This window comes from Micromonospora sp. NPDC048063, from assembly GCF_043202855.1.
Taxonomy (GTDB): Bacteria; Actinomycetota; Actinomycetes; order Mycobacteriales; family Micromonosporaceae; genus Micromonospora.
Genome location: NZ_JBIDBG010000001.1, coordinates 578,504 through 595,583, shown reverse-complemented (window position 1 = coordinate 595,583; position 17,080 = coordinate 578,504). Strand labels below are relative to the sequence as shown.

The 17,080-nt window shown below is 75.7% G+C and carries 7 protein-coding genes; 1 reads left to right on the top strand and 6 read right to left on the bottom strand.

Annotated features, from left to right (window positions below; genetic code table 11):
* Window positions 1-25 precede the first annotated feature (25 nt).
* Window positions 26-2,845, top strand: coding sequence for a condensation domain-containing protein (locus ACGFZ2_RS02650; protein WP_393449379.1), 2,820 nt, complete (start codon window positions 26-28; stop codon window positions 2,843-2,845).
* 19 nt (window positions 2,846-2,864) lie between these two features.
* Here ACGFZ2_RS02650 and ACGFZ2_RS02645 read toward each other — a convergent pair whose 3' ends face one another.
* The 6 genes from ACGFZ2_RS02645 to ACGFZ2_RS02620 are packed head-to-tail and all read right to left on the bottom strand — an operon-like array spanning window position 2,865 to window position 17,072.
* Window positions 2,865-4,880: an amino acid adenylation domain-containing protein gene (locus tag ACGFZ2_RS02645; protein WP_393449376.1), complete on the bottom strand. Its 2,016-nt coding sequence runs from the start codon at window positions 4,878-4,880 to the stop codon at window positions 2,865-2,867.
* A complete protein-coding gene (locus tag ACGFZ2_RS02640; protein ID WP_393449373.1) occupies window positions 4,877-7,765 on the bottom strand; it encodes a type I polyketide synthase in 2,889 nt (962 codons plus the stop codon). The genes ACGFZ2_RS02645 and ACGFZ2_RS02640 overlap by 4 nt, the downstream gene beginning before the upstream one ends.
* Window positions 7,762-11,316, bottom strand: coding sequence for an amino acid adenylation domain-containing protein (locus ACGFZ2_RS02635; RefSeq protein WP_393449370.1), 3,555 nt, complete (start codon window positions 11,314-11,316; stop codon window positions 7,762-7,764). Before ACGFZ2_RS02635 ends, ACGFZ2_RS02640 begins: the two co-directional genes overlap by 4 nt.
* Window positions 11,316-11,582, bottom strand: coding sequence for a phosphopantetheine-binding protein (locus ACGFZ2_RS02630; RefSeq protein WP_350704528.1), 267 nt, complete (start codon window positions 11,580-11,582; stop codon window positions 11,316-11,318). The genes ACGFZ2_RS02635 and ACGFZ2_RS02630 overlap by 1 nt, the downstream gene beginning before the upstream one ends.
* Window positions 11,582-13,852 carry a beta-ketoacyl synthase N-terminal-like domain-containing protein gene (locus ACGFZ2_RS02625; RefSeq protein WP_393449367.1) on the bottom strand — a complete coding sequence of 757 codons (2,271 nt, stop codon included), beginning with the start codon at window positions 13,850-13,852 and terminating at the stop codon, window positions 11,582-11,584. The genes ACGFZ2_RS02630 and ACGFZ2_RS02625 overlap by 1 nt, the downstream gene beginning before the upstream one ends.
* The gene (locus ACGFZ2_RS02620) at window positions 13,845-17,072 is read right to left on the bottom strand and encodes an amino acid adenylation domain-containing protein (protein WP_393449364.1); all 3,228 of its coding nucleotides are present in this window, start codon (window positions 17,070-17,072) and stop codon (window positions 13,845-13,847) included. The genes ACGFZ2_RS02625 and ACGFZ2_RS02620 overlap by 8 nt, the downstream gene beginning before the upstream one ends.
* Window positions 17,073-17,080 lie beyond the last annotated feature (8 nt).

Genomic DNA, 17,080 nt, shown 5'->3' with positions numbered 1-17,080 from the left:
GGAACGGACCGTCGTACGGTCGGGAATGCGATTCACCGACATGGTCGTGCCCGCCGAGTGGGCGTCGGATGCCCTCGTGCACGTCGAGTTCGCCGGCGTCGGGGCCGGAACGGCGCCACTGACCTGGGCGCAGCAGGTGCTGTGGCGGGCGCTCACCCGGTTCGGGTCCAACCACCGCTTCCTCAACCTGCGGCGTACCGTGGCGGTCTCCGCGCGGGCCGGCGCGGACGTGGCCGCCGCGGCCCGCGCGGTGGGTGAGCTGGTCGGCCGGCACTCCGCGCTGCGCACCCGGCTGCGGGTGAGCGACGGCGAGCCATGCCAGGAGACGGCGGCGGCCGGGGTGCTGCCGCTGCTGGTGTACGCCGGCGCCGACGACGGGTCCGGGGCCGCCCGGGAGGCCGCCGGCCGCCTCGGCGACGTCGCGTTCGACCACGCCGAGGAGTGGCCGCTGCGGGTCGCGCTGGTCACGGTGGACGACCGGGTACGGCAGATCGTGGTGGTGTTCAGCCACACCACCGTGGACGCGCACGCCGCCGAGGTGGTGCTGCGCGACCTGCGGCTGATCCTGCTCCGGGGCCCCCTGCCCACGCCGCCCGGCCCGCAGTCGGCGGACGTGGGCCGCCGCCAGCACGGGGCCGACCGGCGCCGCTCGGAGCGGGCCGTGGCGCACTGGCTGCGGGAGTTCCAGCGCCTGCCCCGCCGGCCGCTGACCCCGACCGGGCCGGGGCTCGACCCTCCGCTGCGCCGGGGCGTGCTGGTCTCCTCCGCCATCGACACCGCCGCCCGGCTGATCGCCGCCCGGCAGCGGGTCAGCGTGTCGGCGGTGCTGCTGGCCGGGTACACGGCGATGGCCGCCCGCGATTCGGGGCGCGAGCTGTGCGGCCTGTTCCCGATGGCCCACAACCGGTTCCGCGTCGAGTACGCCGACGCGGTAGCCAACCTCGGCCAGATCGGCTTCTGCGTGGTGGACCTGACCGGGCGTCCCGACTTCGGCGAGCTGGTGTCCCGGGTGTGGGCCGCGTCCCTGGACGGCCTGCGGCACGCCTACTACGAACCGCCCGCGCTGCGCCGCGCCTTCGAGGCCCAGGGCGTCGACCTCGACTCGGCGTTCCTGCCGTACCACTACTTCAACGACGTCCGACTGGCCACCGGCGGTGCCGAGCCGGCGCCCCGGGTGACCCCCGGCGAGCTACGGGCCGCCGTGGAGCGCAGCACCTTCTCCTGGACCGCCGGCCTCCAGCAGGCGGCCTGGCACCTGCTGGCCCACGTGGTCGACGAGCCGGCCGGGGTCGGCGTCACGCTCACCGCCGACACCCGCCACCTTCCGATGAACGCCGTCGAGCCGTTCCTGCGTGGGCTGGAGGAGCTGCTGGTCGAGGCGGCCTTCGCGGCGGTGCCGTGGCCGTGGTCGTCCGTCCGCGCCGGGCTCCCGGCCGCCGCCGGGCCGGTCACCCCCGACGCCACGGGCACCGAGCAGGTGGCGTACGCGTCCTTCCACGGCGGACGCGCCGCGAGTGCGCCGCTGACCTGGGGGCAACGCGCGATGTGGCGCACCGTCGAGGAGTTCGACTCCCCCGCCGCCTACCGGGTGCTGGCCCTCCCCCGCACCCTGACGGTCCCCGCACGGGCCGACCTCACCGTGCCCCGGGCGCTGGACGCCGTCGGCGCGCTGGTCGCCCGGCACGAGTCGCTGCGTACCCGGTTCCGCCTCCGGGACCGGGAGCTGCACCAGGAGGCGGCGGCGACGGGCCGGCTGCCGGTCCTCGTCCACGCCGTGGCCCGACCGGCCGACGACCCCAACGGCCGGCGTGCCGCGGCTGCCCTGACCGCCCGGCTGGGCGAGCCGCGCTTCGACCACGTCGCCGAGTGGCCGCTGCGCGTCGCGCTGGTCACGGTCGACGACCGGGTACGGCAGATCGTCGCGGTGTTCAGCCACGCCGTCGTGGACCTGCACGCCTCCGACACCGTGCTGCGTGACCTGCGGGCGCTCCTGCTGCGCGGCGCGCTGGACACGCCGCCCGGTCTTCAGTCGCTGGACCTCGCCGAGCGGGAACGCCGCGTCGGGACAGGGCGCTCGCAGCGGGCCGTGGCGTACTGGGTCCGGCAGTTGGACGGCCTCACCGGGAGCCTGTCCGACCCGGACCCGTCCGCGGCGGCGGCCCGCCACCTGCGCGGTTCGCTGGTGTCCCCGGCGCTGCACCACGCGACCGGGCTGGTGGCGGCCCGCCACGGGGTCAGCACCTCCGACGCCCTGCTGGCGGCGACCGCCGCCGTGCTGGACGCGGGCAGCGGGCGGGGCGCCTGCGGAATCGTCGTCATGGCCAACAACCGCTTCCAACCCGACCACGACCGCGCCGTCGGCACCCTGAACCAGATCGGGTTCTGCCGGGTGGACCTGGCCGACGGGCCCGGCTTCGCCGAGCTGCTGTCCCGTACGCGACGCTCGGCCCTGGACGCCTACCGGCACGCCTACTACGACCCGACGGCGTGGGAGCAGGCGGTCACCGAGCTGGGCCACGACCACCGGACCTTCCTGGCCCCGTTCTGCTACCTCAACGACGCCCGCCTGTCGCGCCCCGCCCGGCCCTTGACGGCCGGACCGGACGAGGCCGACCTGCGGGCCTTGCTGACCCGAAGCACCGTCCGGTGGCTGCCGGACCTGGCGCAGTTCCCGTGGCGGTGCCGCCTCCAGGTGCGCGACGCGCCCGGCGCGGTCGAGCTGATCGTCACCGCCGACACCCGGTACCTCCCGCCCGGGCGGGCCGAGGGGTTGCTGCGCGGCGTCGAGGCGCTGCTGGTCGAGGCGGCCGTCGACGACACGGCGCACATCGCCGCCACGCGTTGAGTGGCGGTACGTGCCTCGGTCATGGACTCCCGACGTTCGACAGTTCGGCGGCGACGTCGGCGGTCGCGACGCGCCGGCGGACCCGGGCCGGCGGGGCGGGCAGGGCACGCCGGTCGACCTTGCCGTTCGCGGTCGCGGGCAGCTCCGGCAGGACCACGTACCGCAGGGGCACCATGTAGTCGGGCAGCTGCTGCGCCATGAAGGCGCGCAGCGCGCGTTCGGCCACCCGCTGCGGGTCGGCGTCGCGTTCGGTCACCACGTACGCCACGAGGGTCGCCGCGGCGCCCAGGTCGTCGCGCAGCAGCACGACGCTGTTGGCGACGAGCGGGTGCCGGTTGAGCACCGACTCGATCTCGCCGAGCTCCACCCGCTGCCCGCGGACCTTCACCTGGGTGTCGATGCGCCCGCCGTAGTGCAGGTGCCCGTCCGTTGACCACCAGGCCAGGTCGCCGGTGCGGTACACCCGCTGCGGCCGGCCGGCGACATCCGTCTCGACGAACCGCTCCGCGGTCAGGTCGGGCCGCCCGGCGTACCCCCGGGCCAGGCAGTCCCCGCCGAGGACCAGTTCCCCGGGCTGGCCCAGCGGGGCGAGCGCGCCGCGCTCGTCGAGGACGTACGCGGCGACGTTCGTGATCGGCCGGCCGATGGGGACGGTGTCGTCCGGTTCGGGCCGGCGGCACGGCCAGGCGGTGACGTCGATGGCGGCCTCGGTGGGCCCGTACAGGTTGTGCACCTCGACCTGCTGCAGGACGGTGGTGAGCTTGTTGACCAGCTTCGGCGGCAGCGCCTCCCCGCTGCAGACGACCCGGCGCAGTCCGGTGCAGCGGCCCAGGCCGGCCTCCTCGACGAAGAGGGCGAGCATGGAGGGCACGAAGTGCACCGTGGTCACCGACTCGCGGGCGATGACGTCGACCATCTCCTGCGGGTCGCGGTGCGCCTGCGCCTCGGCCGTGACCAGTGTCGCGCCGGCCATGAACGCCCACAGCAGCTCCCACACCGACACGTCGAAGGTGTACGGCGTCTTCTGCAGCACCACGTCGCCGGGGCCGATGCGGTACTCGTCCTGCATCCACACCAGCCGGTTGGCCAGCGACAGGTGCGTCATCTGCACGCCCTTGGGCGCCCCCGTCGAGCCGGAGGTGAAGATGACGTACGACAGACCCCGCACCACCTCCTCGGGGGCCCGGTAGCCGCGCCAGTCGACCGGCGCGGCGGGCAGGTCACCGCCCGTCAGCGGCCGTACGGGCACGGACGGCTCGCCGCCGGAGCCCAGCGCGGCCCGCCCCGGGTCGTCGGCCAGCACCAGCGCGGCGTCGGCCGCGCGGAGCATGAGGTCCAGCCGGGGGCGCGGGTGGGACGGATCCAGCGGCAGGTACGCCGCGCCCGCCAGCAGGACGCCGAGCACCGCGACCACCATCTCGGGGCTCCGCTCGGTGCACAGCCCGACGACCGACCCGGGTCCCACACCCTCGGCGCGCAGCCGCCCGGCCAGCGTCGCCGCCTCGTCCAGGAACTCGCGGTAGGTGCGGTCCCGTCCGCCGCCGCGCAGCGCGACGGCGTCCGGGGTGAGCGCCGCCTGGCGGCAGATCGTCTCGTGCACCGGCGTGCGGGGCGCGGGGACCGGCGCGGGGTTGAAGCCGAGCAGCGTCGCGCGCTCCGCCGGGCCGACCAGCGCGGCCTCCCGGACCGGCCGGTCCGGATGGGCGGCGAGCCAGGCGTGCAGGGTGTCCAGGCGCTCCTGCAGGTACGTGGGATCGCCGTGATGCCGGGCGAACCGGACCGGCACCCCGGCCAGGACCGCCGGCACCCCGGGGCCACCCGTGGTGGGCTCTGCCAGCACGACGTCCGCGGACGCCGACCCCTGCTGCCGACTGGGCGTCTGCGCGCGTACCTGGGTCAGGGTGCTGTCCGGGGAGACGCGCACCAGGACGTCGCCCCGCGGGCCGTGCACGGCGACCGACGTCGCGGCCGAAAGGCGGTGGCAGAGCACGGCCGCCACCGCCGCGACCAGGTCCAGATCGTCGTGGCCGCTCATATCGTCACCAGCCCGGCCAGCGTGCGCGGCGTGGGGTCGGCGGAGAGCACCTCGACCGGGATACGCACCCCGAACCTGCGCTGCACCTGCGTGATCATGCGGATGAACAGCAGCGATTCACCACCCAGCACGAAGAAGTTCGCGTCCGGGTCAATGTCGGGAGTGCCGAGCATCCTGCCCCACAGCTCCATGATCTCGTCCACCACCTCGGTCTCGCCGGCGCCGACGGAGGCCTGCTCCGGTTCCGCGATGCCGGCGGCCGGCGCCGCCGGTACGGGGTCGAGCCAGTGTCGGGTGCGGGCGAACGGGTACGTGGGCAGCGCGACCCGCCGCGCGCTGCTCTCGCCCCGCACCGCGGTCCAGTCCACGGCCGCTCCGGCGGTCCACAGCCCGCCGAGTCCGGCGAGCACGTCACCGGCGTCGACCTGCGCCCTCGGCCGGGGTTGCAGGGCGAACGTGGGCACCCGCCCCCGGTCCTGCGTCGTCTGCCGGGCCATGCCGGTCAGGGCGGTGCCCGGCCCGACCTCGACCAGGACCGGGTCGGGCAGGTCCAGCGCGGTCAGCAGCGCGTCGTGGTAGCGCACCGGGCTGCGCAGCTGCGCGGCCCAGTAGCCCTCGGCGCGGGGCAGCCCCCTGCCGAGCAGTACGCCGTCGATGCTGCTGACGACCGGGACGGTGCGGGGTCGCTGGGCGATGCGGTCCGCCTCGGCGCCGAGCAGTCGTGCCGCGTCGGCCATCATCCGCGAGTGGAAGGCGCGCTGCGCGGGCATCGCCCGGCAGTGCACCTCGGCCGTGGCCAGGCGCTCCCGCAACTCGGCGAGCTGCGCCACCGGCCCGGCCAGCACGGTGAACTCGGGGGCGTTGTACGCGGCCACGTCGAGGCCGTCCAGACCCACCAGGTGCTCCTCCACGGTGGACGGCGGCGCGAGCACGGCCAGCATGCCGCCCTCGGGCGCGTCCTGCATCAGCCTGCCGCGGGTCGCGACCAGGCGCAGCATGTCGTCGGCGGCCATCTCGCCGGCCAGCGCCGCGGCGGCGAACTCGCCGATCGAGTGGCCGATCAACGCCGCCGGGCGGACGCCCCACGACACCAGCAGACTGCCGAGGGCGAGTTCGTGCAGCGCCAGCGCGGGCTGGGTGACGTCGGTGCGGTGCACGATCCCCTGCGGGTCGTCGTCGACCAGCACGTCGCGCAGGTCCAGCCCCAGGACCGGGGCCAGCAGCGCCGCCCCGTGGTCGAGGTCGGCGCGGAAGGAGGGGTAGCGGTCGTAGAGGCCCCGCGACATGGCGGGGAACTCCGCGCCCTGGCCGGGGAACAGGAACACCACGCTGGGCCGGCGCGCCGCCTCGCGGACCGGCGCCTTGGGCAGCCGGGTCAGCGCCGCGGTGACGTCCCGCGCGGCGACCGCGAGCCGGTGCGGGAAGTGCCTGCGGTACGTCTGCGACGTCAGCGCGACATCGCCGACGGCCAGATCGGGGCGTTGCCGCAGGTGCTCGCCGAGCTGCTCGGCGGCCTCGCGGACCGCCTCCGGGCTGCGCCCGGACAGCACGATCAGCTCGGTGCGACCGTCGACCACGGCGGGACCGGGCGTGACCGGCCCGTCGGCCTCCTCCAGCACCACGTGGGCGTTGGTGCCGCCGAGGCCGAAGGAGCTGACCGCCGCCCGGCGCGGGCCGCCGGCGGAGTCCCACTGCCGGGCCACGCTGTCCACGGTGAACGGGGACGACCCGTCGAGCAGTTCGGGGCGGGCCTGCTTGAGGCCGGCCAGCGGCGGGATCTGCCGGAAGTGCAGCGCCAGCGCGGCCTTGATGAGCCCGGTGACGCCGGCGGCCGCGTCGAGGTGGCCGACGTTGGCCTTGACCGAGCCGATCGAGCACGGCTGCTCGCCGCGCCGGAACACCTCGGTCAACGCCGCCAGCTCGATCGCGTCGCCGACCTCGGTGGCGGTGCCATGCGCCTCGAGGTAGCCGACGGTCGCGGGGTCGACGCCGGCGGCGGCGTACGCGCGCGTCAGCACGTCGATCTGTCCGGCGATGCCGGGCGCGGTGTAGCCGACCTTCATGCCGCCGTCGTTGTTCACCGCCGAGCCCTTGATCAGGGCGTACACGGTGTCCCCGTCGCGGCGGGCGTCCTCGGCGCGTTTGAGCGCCACCATGGCGACGCCGTTGCCGGGGACGGTCCCGTCGGCCGAGGCGTCGAAGGGCCGGCACGTGCCGTCGGGCGACATGATTCCCTTCGTCTCGTAGAGGTAGCCGGCCTGCTGCGGCACGGCCACGCAGGCGCCGCCGGCGAGCGCGACGTCCGAGTCGCCGGTGCGCAGGCTCTGGCACGCCAGGTGCACCGCCACCAGCGACGTCGAGCAGGCGGTCTGCACGGTGACCGCGGGGCCGCCCAGGTCCAGCCGGTACGCGACCTTCGCGGCCAGGTGGTCCTTCTCGTTGCCCAGCACCACCGACAGCAGCCCCTGCGTCTCGACCAGGCCGGGCTGCGCGAACACGTGGTGCAGCGCGTAGTAGTTGAAGCCGGCCCCGGCGAACACGCCGACCCGGCCGAAGGGCTCCCGGGTGGCCAGGCCGGCCGACTCCAGCGTGGCCCACGCCGTCTGCATCAGCAGCCGGTGCTGCGGATCCATGGTCTCGGCCTCCCGCGGCGTGATGCCGAAGAAGGCGGCGTCGAACAGGTCCGCCTCGGCCAGCACGCCGCGCGCCGGCACGTACGCCGGGTCGTCGAGCCGGTCGGCGGGCACGCCGGCGGCCAGCAGCTCGCCGCGGGTCAGCTCGCTGATCGTGATCTTCCCGGCGGCCACGTTGGACCAGTACTCCCAGACGTCGGCGGCGCCGGGGAACCGGCCCGCCATGCCTACGATCGCGATGTCGCCGTTCATGATGATGCGCCTGCTCCTTCGGTCTGTGCGTGCAGATGCCGGGCCAGCGTCTGGACGGTCGGGAAGCGGTAGAGGTCGGTCAGCGCGACGGTCCGGCCGGCCAGCCGCTCCTGGAGCAGCCGGCGCACGATGGCGAGCCGCAGCGACTCCCCGCCGACGTCGAAGAACGCCTCGTCGACGTCGAAGTCGTCGGTGCCCAGCGCCTCCACCCAGGCCCCCGTCACCAGCTCCTCGAACTCGGCGAGCGACGCGGAGCGCTGGGCGGGAACCCGCGCCGGCTGCCCGGCCGTCGCGGCAGCGGTCGCCTGGTCGCTCGCCGTCGCGGCGGCGGGCACTGCGGCAACGGCGGACGTCGCGGCGGCGGGCTGCGGCACCGCGGCCAGCGCGCCCAGGGCACGGAGGTCGACCTTGCCGTTGCGGTCGAGCGGGAACTCGGCCACGGTCACCCACTGCTGCGGCCGGGCGTACGGGGCCAGCTCGGCCTCCACCGCACGGCGCACGTCGGCCACGACAAGGCCCTCGGGCGCGGGCTTCAACGCGGCGCACAGGCGTACGCCCGTCACCGGGTCGCCGGTGGTGAACACCACCGCGTCCCGCACCCCGGGCCGCGCGCGCAGCCGGCGCTCGACGTCGACCAGCTCCACCCGGTGCCCGGCGATCTTCACCTGGCGGTCGTTGCGGCCCAGGAAGCGCAGCTGGCCGTCCGTGCCCCAGCGCACCAGGTCCCCGGTGCGGTACAGGCGCACTCCCAGGCCCGCGTGCCGCACGAAGGACGCGTCGGTCCGCACGGGGTCGTTGAGGTAGCCGTCGGCGAGCCCGCCGCCCGCCGCCCACAGTTCGCCGATCGCGCCCGGCGGCACGAGGCGCCCCGACGGGTCGACGACGTACAGGTCGGTGCCGTGCACCGCCGCACCGATCGGCAGCGGGTCGGGCGTCGCGTCGGCGTGCTCGACCGAGTACGTCGTGGTGAACGTGGTGTTCTCGGTGGGGCCGTAGCCGTTGGTGAGCCGCAGCCCCGGGCAGGCCCGCAGCACCCGGCGCACGTGCGCCGGGGAGACCACGCCGCCGCCGGTGAACAGCTGCCGCAGCCCGGCGAACGCGTCCGGGCGGTGGTCGGCGACCAGGTGGAACACGCCCGAGGTGAGCCAGGCGTGGGTGATCCCGGCGGTGGGCAGGAACTCGGCCAGGCCGCTCGGCGTCGGTTCGCCGGGTGGGAACACGACCACGGTGTCGCCGTTGGCGAGCGGCACCAGCAGCTCCAGCGTGGACGCGTCGAACGCCAGCGGGGACAGCCGCATCATCCGCATGCCCGCCCGGTCGGCGAACAGCCGCGGGTCGTCGGCCAGCCGCAGCACGGCCCGGTGCGGCACGACCACACCCTTGGGCACGCCCGTGGAGCCCGAGGTGAAGGAGACGTACGCGGTCCGCGCCGGGTCGGCCGGCGCCGCCTCGACCGGGCCGTCGTCGGACCGCGCGGGGCCGGCCGGCGCCGAGTTGGCCCGGCCCGGCGCACCCCCGCGCGCCTCGACCGGGCCCTCTCCCGGCTGCGCCAAGGCGTCCAGACGGGCGAGTGGGCAGTCGGCCGCGCCCGACCACTCCGGGCCGGGCGCGCCCGCGCCGAGGCGGGCCCGCGGCGCGACGGCTGCGGCCAGGTGCGCCCGCCACTCGCCGGTGGCGTGCTGGTCGACCGCGACGTAGTGCGCGCTCAGCCGCAGCACGCCCAGCACCGCGACCGCCTCGGCCGCCGAGCGCGGCACCTCCAGGATCACCGCGTCGCCGGCGCGCACGCCGTGCACGTGCAGCAGCCGCGCCTGCGCGACCGCGTGGTCGTGCAGTTCGCGGTAGGTCAGCGTGAGCCCGGCGTGCGGGTCGACCAGCGCGATCCGCTCGCCCGCAACCTCCGCGTGGGCCGCGAACCGGCTCCACACGTCGTCGGCGGTGTCGTGCGGCCCGCCCGCGCCCAGCGACCGCAGCCGGGCGTGCTGCCCCGCCGACAGGGTCGTGAGATCGCGCAGGGCCGCGTCCGGGTCGGCGGCCATCTCCCCCAGCGCCGCCTGGAACGACTCGGCCAGCTCCCCGGCGTCGGCGGCGGTGAGCGCCGACGTGGCGTACTCCAGGGCGAAGCGGGGGCGGTCGGACCACGACTGGAGGTAGAGCAGCGCGTCGAAGACCGCGCCGTGGCAGTGGCCCTCGTGCACCCGCCAGGTGCGCCCGCCCGCGACCAGCTCGTCGGGCACCAGCTCGTGGTGGGCGGCGAAGCCGAGCTGCGCGAGCGGGTTGCGGCCCGGGTCGGTGGTGACGCCGAGCCCGGAGACGACCCGTTCGAACGGCACGTCGGCGTCGGCGGCCGCCTCGGCCATCGCGCCGGCCACGCCGCGTACGTGGTCGCGCACGCTGACGTCGTCGGGCGCGGCGCAGCGCACCGGGACGGCCCGGGTGCACAGGCCCACGACGGCGTCCATGCCCGCCTCGAACCGGCCCGCCGCCGGCACCCCGAGCACCAGGTCGGTCAGGCCGGCGCGGCGGGACGCGGCCAGCGCCCACGCCGCCATGGCCACCGATGTCACCGTCACCCGGCAGTGCCGGGCCAGTTCGGTCGCGGCCCGCGCCGCCTCGGCGTCGAGGTGGAAGTGCAGGCGCGCGCCGCGTCCGTCGGCCTCGACGACGGGCGGCAGGTCGGTGGGCAGCGCCACCGTCCGGGGCGCGCCGTCCAGCCGGTCCGCGATCCGGGCCAGCGCCTCGTCCACCGCCCCGGCCTTCTCCCGCGCGGCGAGCCGCGAACCGATCCAGTCGGGCGACGGCGCGGGGCCCGCCGGACCGGCGCCGGCGTAGAGCTCGGCGAACTCGCGCCAGAGCACCCCGATGCTCCAGCCGTCGCTGATCGTGTGGTGCACCAGCATGGTGAGCAGGTCCCGCTGCCCGGCACGGGTCAGCACGAAGACGACCGGCGGCTGCTCGAAGGGGCGCAGCAACTGCGCGGCCGACCGGCCGTAGAGGTCGTGCACGGCGCGTACCGGGTCGTCGCCGGGCAGCGTCTGGTGCAGCAGCCGGGGCTCGTACGGCGCGGGCAGCACGATCCGGGCCTGGCGTGGGTCGCGGACGAAGCGGGTGCGCAGCGCCTCGTGGCGGGTCGTCAGCTCGCGCAGCGCCGCGCGGGTCCGGGCCGCGTCGAGCGGCCCGTCCGCCTCGAGGGTGAACATCAGGTGGTACGGCGCGTCCTGGTCGAGCAGGTGCGCGGCCAGCATGGACCGCTGGCCGGGCAGCAGCTCCAGCTCGGCGGGCCGCTGGGCCGCCGGCGGCGGCGCGGTGTCCACGTGGTCCACCGCGCCGGCCAGTGCCTGCGCCAGCGGCAGCGCCGACAGCAGCCGGGCGCTCTCCACGTGCGCGCGCAGCTCCCGCTGGCCGAGCGAGACCAGCGCGATGGCCTGCAGCGAGGTGCCGCCCAGGCCGACGAACGACTCGGAGGCCGCGGCGTCCCGGAGGTGTTCCGGGGCGAGGCCGAGCACCTGCGCGGCGAGCGGCGCCCAGGCGGTGAGGTCGGGGGCGGCCATCAGACGCTCTCCGCCACGGGCCTGTCCAGCGGCACCTGGCCGGCGATGTCGCGCAGGTCGGCGAAGCGGGGGTTCTCCAGCACGTGGCCGAACATCACCGCGAGGTTGAGTTCCTGGCGGATCAGGGTGCTCAGCCGCAGCGCGCTGAGCGAGTGGCCGCCGAGGTCGAAGAAGTCGTCCTCGTCGTCGACGGTGTCGACGCCGAGCACCTCCATCCACAGCTGTTCGAGCTCGGCCACCCAGGTCCGGTCGGTTACGTCGCGCATCAGTGGTGCCTCTCTGTGTCCAGTCGGGTCGCGGGGGCGTCCAGGTAGTGCCGGGTGGCCGCGAAGGGGTAGGTGGGGGCGGGCACGCGGCGCCGGCCGGCGTCGTGCGCGCGGTCCCAGGCGTCGACGACGCCCAGTTGCCACAGCGCGCCGACGGTCGCCAACAGCCGGGCGTGCCGGTCGGCGGGCAGCGCGGGCTGCTCCGGGCCCAGGTGCGGGGTGACGCTCGTGCCGACCTCGATCCAGAGCACCTGGTCGAGGTCGGCGGGCAGCGTCGCCGGCGCGGGCGGTTCGGCCGCCTGCGCCCGCCAGTACGCGAGGTCGTCGTACTCGGTCAGCGGCTCCCCGCCGGAGGTGTGGACGGGCAGGTCGGGCGGGCCGAACCGGCTGCCGTCGACGTGGGCGCCGCGGATCAGCGCCAGCGCGTCCGCGACGGACATGATCCCGGCCACGACCGCGCAGGCCACCGCGCCGAGGCCGACGCCGGCCAGGGCGCGCGGTGCCACGCCCCGGCTGCGCAGCGACCGCGCCAGGCCGACGCAGGCCAGCAGCCGGGTGCAGCGCTCCCGGACGGCCTCGTCGAGGTCGCGCCCGCGCAGTAGCGCCACGCCCTCGTCGACGACCTGGCGGTACACCGGGTCGGCGTCGTAGTTGGGGCGGTTGCCGGTCAGCTCGCCGGCCCCGGTGAGGTGCAGCGCCACACCGCGCGCCCGCGCCTTGGCCACGACCTGCCGGACCGTCGGCGGCGAGGCGTGCGCTCCGGTCAGGAACGCGGCCCGCCACGGCAGCTCCGCCCGGCCGGTCCGCAGCGTGTACGCGAGGTCGGCCAGCTCCCCGGGCGCGGTCCCGGCCACCCACGCGACGGCGCGGTCCAGGCTGTCCTGCGCCGCGGTGGCGGTCTTGGCGGAGACCACGACCAGCTCGGTGACGTGGCGGCGCGGCCGGGGCCGGGCGGCCGGGGCCTCCTCCAGCACGACGTGGGCGTTGGTGCCCCCGATGCCGAAGGCGCTGACGCCGGCCCGGCGTACGCCGTCGGTCGGCGCCCACGGCCGGGCCGCCGCCGGCAGCTCGAACACCGAACCGTCCAGCCGGACCGCCGGGTTGGGCGTGGCGAGGTGGGCGATCGGCGGGATCACGCGGTGCTTCAGCGCCAGCACCGTCTTGATCAGGCCGATCACCCCGGCGGCGGTGTCCAGGTGCCCGACGACCGACTTGGCCGCGCCGAGCGCGCAGGGCGCCCGGTCGGGCCGGTCGCTGTCGAAGACCTGCCGCAGCGCCGCCACCTCGATCGGGTCGCCGAGCGCGGTGCCGGTGCCGTGGGTCTCGACCAGGCCGATGGTGTCCGGGTCGACGCCGGCCACGCTCAGCGCTGCCGAGATCACGCCGGCCTGGCCGGTGGGGCCGGGCGCGGTGAAGCCCGCCTTGCGGGCGCCGTCGTTGTTGACCGCGCAGCCGCGGATCACCGCGTGCACGGTGTCGCCGTCGCGCAGCGCGTCGACGAGTCGCTTGAGCACCACCACGCCCGCGCCGTCGCCGGGCACCGTGCCGTCGGCTGCGGCGTCGAAGGCCCGGCACCGGCCGTCGGCGGAGAAGATCCCACCGGGCTCGTGCAGGTGCCCGCGCCGGGTCGGCGGGGCCACCGTGGCGCCCCCGGCCAGCGCCAGGTCGGCGTCGTACGTCAGCAGGGCCTGCACCGCCTGGTGCACCGCGACCAGCGACGTCGAGCAGGCGGTCTGCAGCGTCAGCGCCGGGCCCTGCAGGTTCAGCTTGTACGCGATCCGGGTGCTGGCGAAGTCCTTGTCGCTGCCGATGATCAGCCCCAGGCCGCCGGCCGCCTCGACGGCACGCTCGTCGGGCCACACGTTGTCGAGCAGGTAGACGTTCAGGCCGGTGCCGACGTACACCCCGATGCGGTTGCCGTCGGCGGCGACCGGCGGGTGGCCGGCGTGCTCCAGCGCGGCCCACGCGCACTCCAGCAGGATCCGCTGCTGCGGGTCCATCAGCGTGCTGTCCGACGGCGAGTAGCTGAACAGCCGGTGGTCGAAGCAGTCCGCGTCGCGCAGCACCGCCCGGGCGGGCACGAAGTCGGGCCGCTCCACCAGGTCCTTGGGCACGCCCCAGCCGACGAGCTGCTCGGCGGTGAAGAAGGTGACCGCGTCGATGCCGTTGACCACGTGGTGCCAGAACAGGTCCAGGTCGCGTTCGGCGCCCGGGACGCGGACGGCCATGCCGACCACGGCCACCGCCGCGCTGTCGTCGAACTCAGCCACGGCTGCCTCCCCCGGCCCGGCGGGCGGCGAGCAGGGCGCGGCCCTGGCGGCGCTGCGCGGCGTGCGCGTCGGCGACCACGGGGGCCGCCTGCTGCAGATGCGCGGCGCAGCCGGCGACCGTGCCGGCGCGGAACAGGTCCGTCACGGAGACCTCCAGGCCCTCCTCGGACAGCCGCTGCTGCAACGCGATCAGCGCGAAGCTGTGCCCGCCCAGGTCGAAGAAGTTGTCGTGCAGCCCGATGTCGCCCCGGCCGAGCACCTCGCCCCAGGCGGCCCGGATCCGCTCCTCCAACCCGGTGCCGGCGGTGTGCTCGCGGCGCGTCGCGGGTGCGGCGGCCGTGCGCGCGGCGCGGCTGTCGGCCAGCAGTCGGGCGGTGTCCACCTTGCCGTGCGCGGTGAGCGGGATCGCCGCGACGGCGAGGATCCGCGACGGCACCATGTACGCCGGCAGGATCGCCCGCACGTGGGCACGCAGCTCGCGTTCGGCGTCCGGGCCGACCTCGCCGGCGACGAAGGCGACCAGTTGGTCGTTCTCGGCCGCGACGGCGCACGAGCGTACCGCCGGGTGGGTCAGGAACGCGCCCTCGACCTCGGCCAGCTCGACGCGGTAGCCGCGCAGCTGCACCTGGGTGTCGTTGCGGCCGAGGTACACCATGTTCCCGTCGACGCCCCACTTGACGACGTCGCCGGTCTTGTACATGACGCCCCCGCCGTACGGGTCGGGCAGGAAGCGCGCCTCGGTCAGCTCCGGGTTGTCCACGTAGCCGTGCGCGACGAGCACGCCGCCGCAGTACAGCTCGCCGGGCACGTTGACACCGGTCGGCCGCAGGTCCTCGTCCAGGACGTAGCAGCGCCCCGACGGCAGCGGCACACCGATGTCGCCCTCCGTGACCCGGGCCAGCTCGCCGGTGGGCACCTCGACGATCGTGACGTGGATGGTGCCCTCGGTGATGCCGTACATGTTGACGAACACCGCGCGCATGCCCGGCGCGCCGGCGACCAGCGACGTGACCCGCGACCAGCTCAGCGCCTCGCCGCCGAGGACGACGTAGCGGATGCTGGAGACCTCGTCCGCGCCCAGCAGCCGCAGGTACGGGGGCAGCAGCCGGTAGAGCGCCCCCGGGGTCTGGAACACCACCGTGACGGCCTCGCGGCGCACCAACGCGGCGAGCCGCTCCCGGTCCACCAGGTCGGCCTGGTCGGCGATGACGAGCCGGCCGCCGGTGCTCAGCGCCCCCCACATCTCCCACACCGAGGCGTCGAACGAGAACGAGCTGGCGGCCAGCCACACGTCGTCGGCGGTGATGTCGAGGCCGGCGGGGGTGGGGCTGTTCAGCGCGTCCAGGCCGCCGTGGCCGACGATGACGCCCTTGGGCACGCCGGTGGAGCCCGAGGTGTAGATGATGTACGCCTGGTCGCCCGGCCCGGGGAACGTCTCGGCGACCACGGACGCCCCGTCGAGGGTGTGCGCGTCGGCCATTCGGATGTCGCGGCCCCGCGCCAACGCGGCGGCCGCGTCCGCGGTGCCGGCCTCCACCAGCATGATCGGCATGGCGGCGCTGGCCGTGATCAGTTCGAGGCGCTGCTGCGGATACTCCGGGTCCAGCGGCACGTAGACGCCGCCGAGCTTCCAGACGCCGAGGATCGCCGCGATGACCGCGGGCGAACGGCGCAGCAGCAGCCCGACCCGGTCGCCGCGCCGCACGCCCCGGTCGGCCAGGCCCGCCGCGATCCGCCCGGCCCAGCGGTCCAGTTCGGCGTAGGTGACCTCCACGTCCCGGTGGCGCACCGCCACGGCGTCCGGGGAGTTCGCCACGTGCCCGGCGAACCGGCGCAGCACCGACGGGTGGTCGACGGGCTGCTCCGGGATCGGCGGGTTCACCCCGGCGGTCAGCAGCAGCCGCTCCGCCTCGTCCACCATGGACGGTTCGGCGTCCGGCTCGTCGACGACCGACCGGAGGAAGGCCAGGTAGTGCGTGAGCAGCGTCGCGACGGTCTCCGGGGTGAACAGCTCGGTGCTGTACTCGGCGCGCACGAACGGCGCGCCGGTGGACACGTCGAGGGTCAGCCCCAGGTCGAACTTGGTGACGTCGACCTCGACGTCGACCTCGGTCAGCTTCACCCCGTCGAACTCGGGGAACGCGAACGGGAAGTTCTGCACCGTCAGCGAGGTCTGGAACAGCGGCGCGTGGCTGAGCTGCCGCTCCCCCACGGTGGCCCGCACGATCTGCTCGAACGGCACGTCCTGGTTGGCGAACGCGGCCATGCTGGCCCGGCGGGCCCGCTCGACCAGCTCGGCGAAGCCCGGCCGGCCGGACACGTCGAGCCGGATCGGCAGCGTGTTGACGAGGCAGCCGACGATCCGCTCCTCGGCCTCGTCCATCCGGTTGGCCACCGGCACCCCGACCACCACCTCGTCCTGGCGCGCGTACCGCGACAGCACCGAGGCGTACGCGGCCAGCGTCACCGCGAACAGCGTCGCGCCCCGCGACCTGGCCCACGCGGTGAGCCGCTCGACCAGCTCGGGCTCGACGGGGCGCCGCAGCACCGCGCCGCGGGCGCTGAGCACGCTCGGCCGGGGGAAGTCGGTGGGCAGCGCGAGCTGCGGGACGTCCCGCAGCTCGGCGCGCCAGAAGTCCAGCCCGGAGCTGTCGCGCTCCCAGGACTCGCGTTGCCGCCGCGCGTACGCCAGGTAGGACTCCGCCGGTTCGGCGTACGCGGCGGCATCCGGGCCGGACACCGCGGCGTTGTACTCGGCGGCGAGGTCGCGCAGCAGCAGGCCCACCGACCAGCCGTCGCAGGCGATGTGGTGCACCAGCACGGCGAGGGTGTGCTCGTCGGGGCCCCAGGAGCGCAGGAAGGCGCGCAGCACCGGCCCGTCGCCGAGCCGGAACGGGCGCCGGGCCTGCTCGGCGACGAGGGCGTGCAGGAAGGTCTCCTGGGTGTCCCGGTCGGCCCGCCCACCCGCCTGGACGTCGATGTCCGCGTGCGGGGTGGCCGACACCCGCTGGGTGAGCACACCGTCGACCAGGGCGAACGTGGTGCGCAGCGCGTCGTGCCGGGCGACGACGCGGGTCAGCGCCCCGCGCAGCGCCTCGGGCTGTAGCGCGCCCTGCAGGTGGACCGCGAAGGCCACCACGTACGCCGGATTGCCGGGCTGGAGCTGGTTGAGGAAATAGAGCCGTTCCTGAGCGAAGGAAGCACGACCGGTACGAACCATGCATCGAT

What these genes read in the sequence shown, in the direction of transcription:
- ACGFZ2_RS02650 (WP_393449379.1), top strand. Translation starts at nt 26, where the DNA reads ATGCGATTCACCGACATGGTCGTGCCCGCCGAGTGGGCGTCGGATGCC.
- ACGFZ2_RS02645 (WP_393449376.1), bottom strand. Translation starts at nt 4,880, where the DNA reads ATGAGCGGCCACGACGATCTGGACCTGGTCGCGGCGGTGGCGGCCGTG.
- ACGFZ2_RS02640 (WP_393449373.1), bottom strand. Translation starts at nt 7,765, where the DNA reads ATGAACGGCGACATCGCGATCGTAGGCATGGCGGGCCGGTTCCCCGGC.
- ACGFZ2_RS02635 (WP_393449370.1), bottom strand. Translation starts at nt 11,316, where the DNA reads ATGGCCGCCCCCGACCTCACCGCCTGGGCGCCGCTCGCCGCGCAGGTG.
- ACGFZ2_RS02630 (WP_350704528.1), bottom strand. Translation starts at nt 11,582, where the DNA reads ATGCGCGACGTAACCGACCGGACCTGGGTGGCCGAGCTCGAACAGCTG.
- ACGFZ2_RS02620 (WP_393449364.1), bottom strand. Translation starts at nt 17,072, where the DNA reads ATGGTTCGTACCGGTCGTGCTTCCTTCGCTCAGGAACGGCTCTATTTC.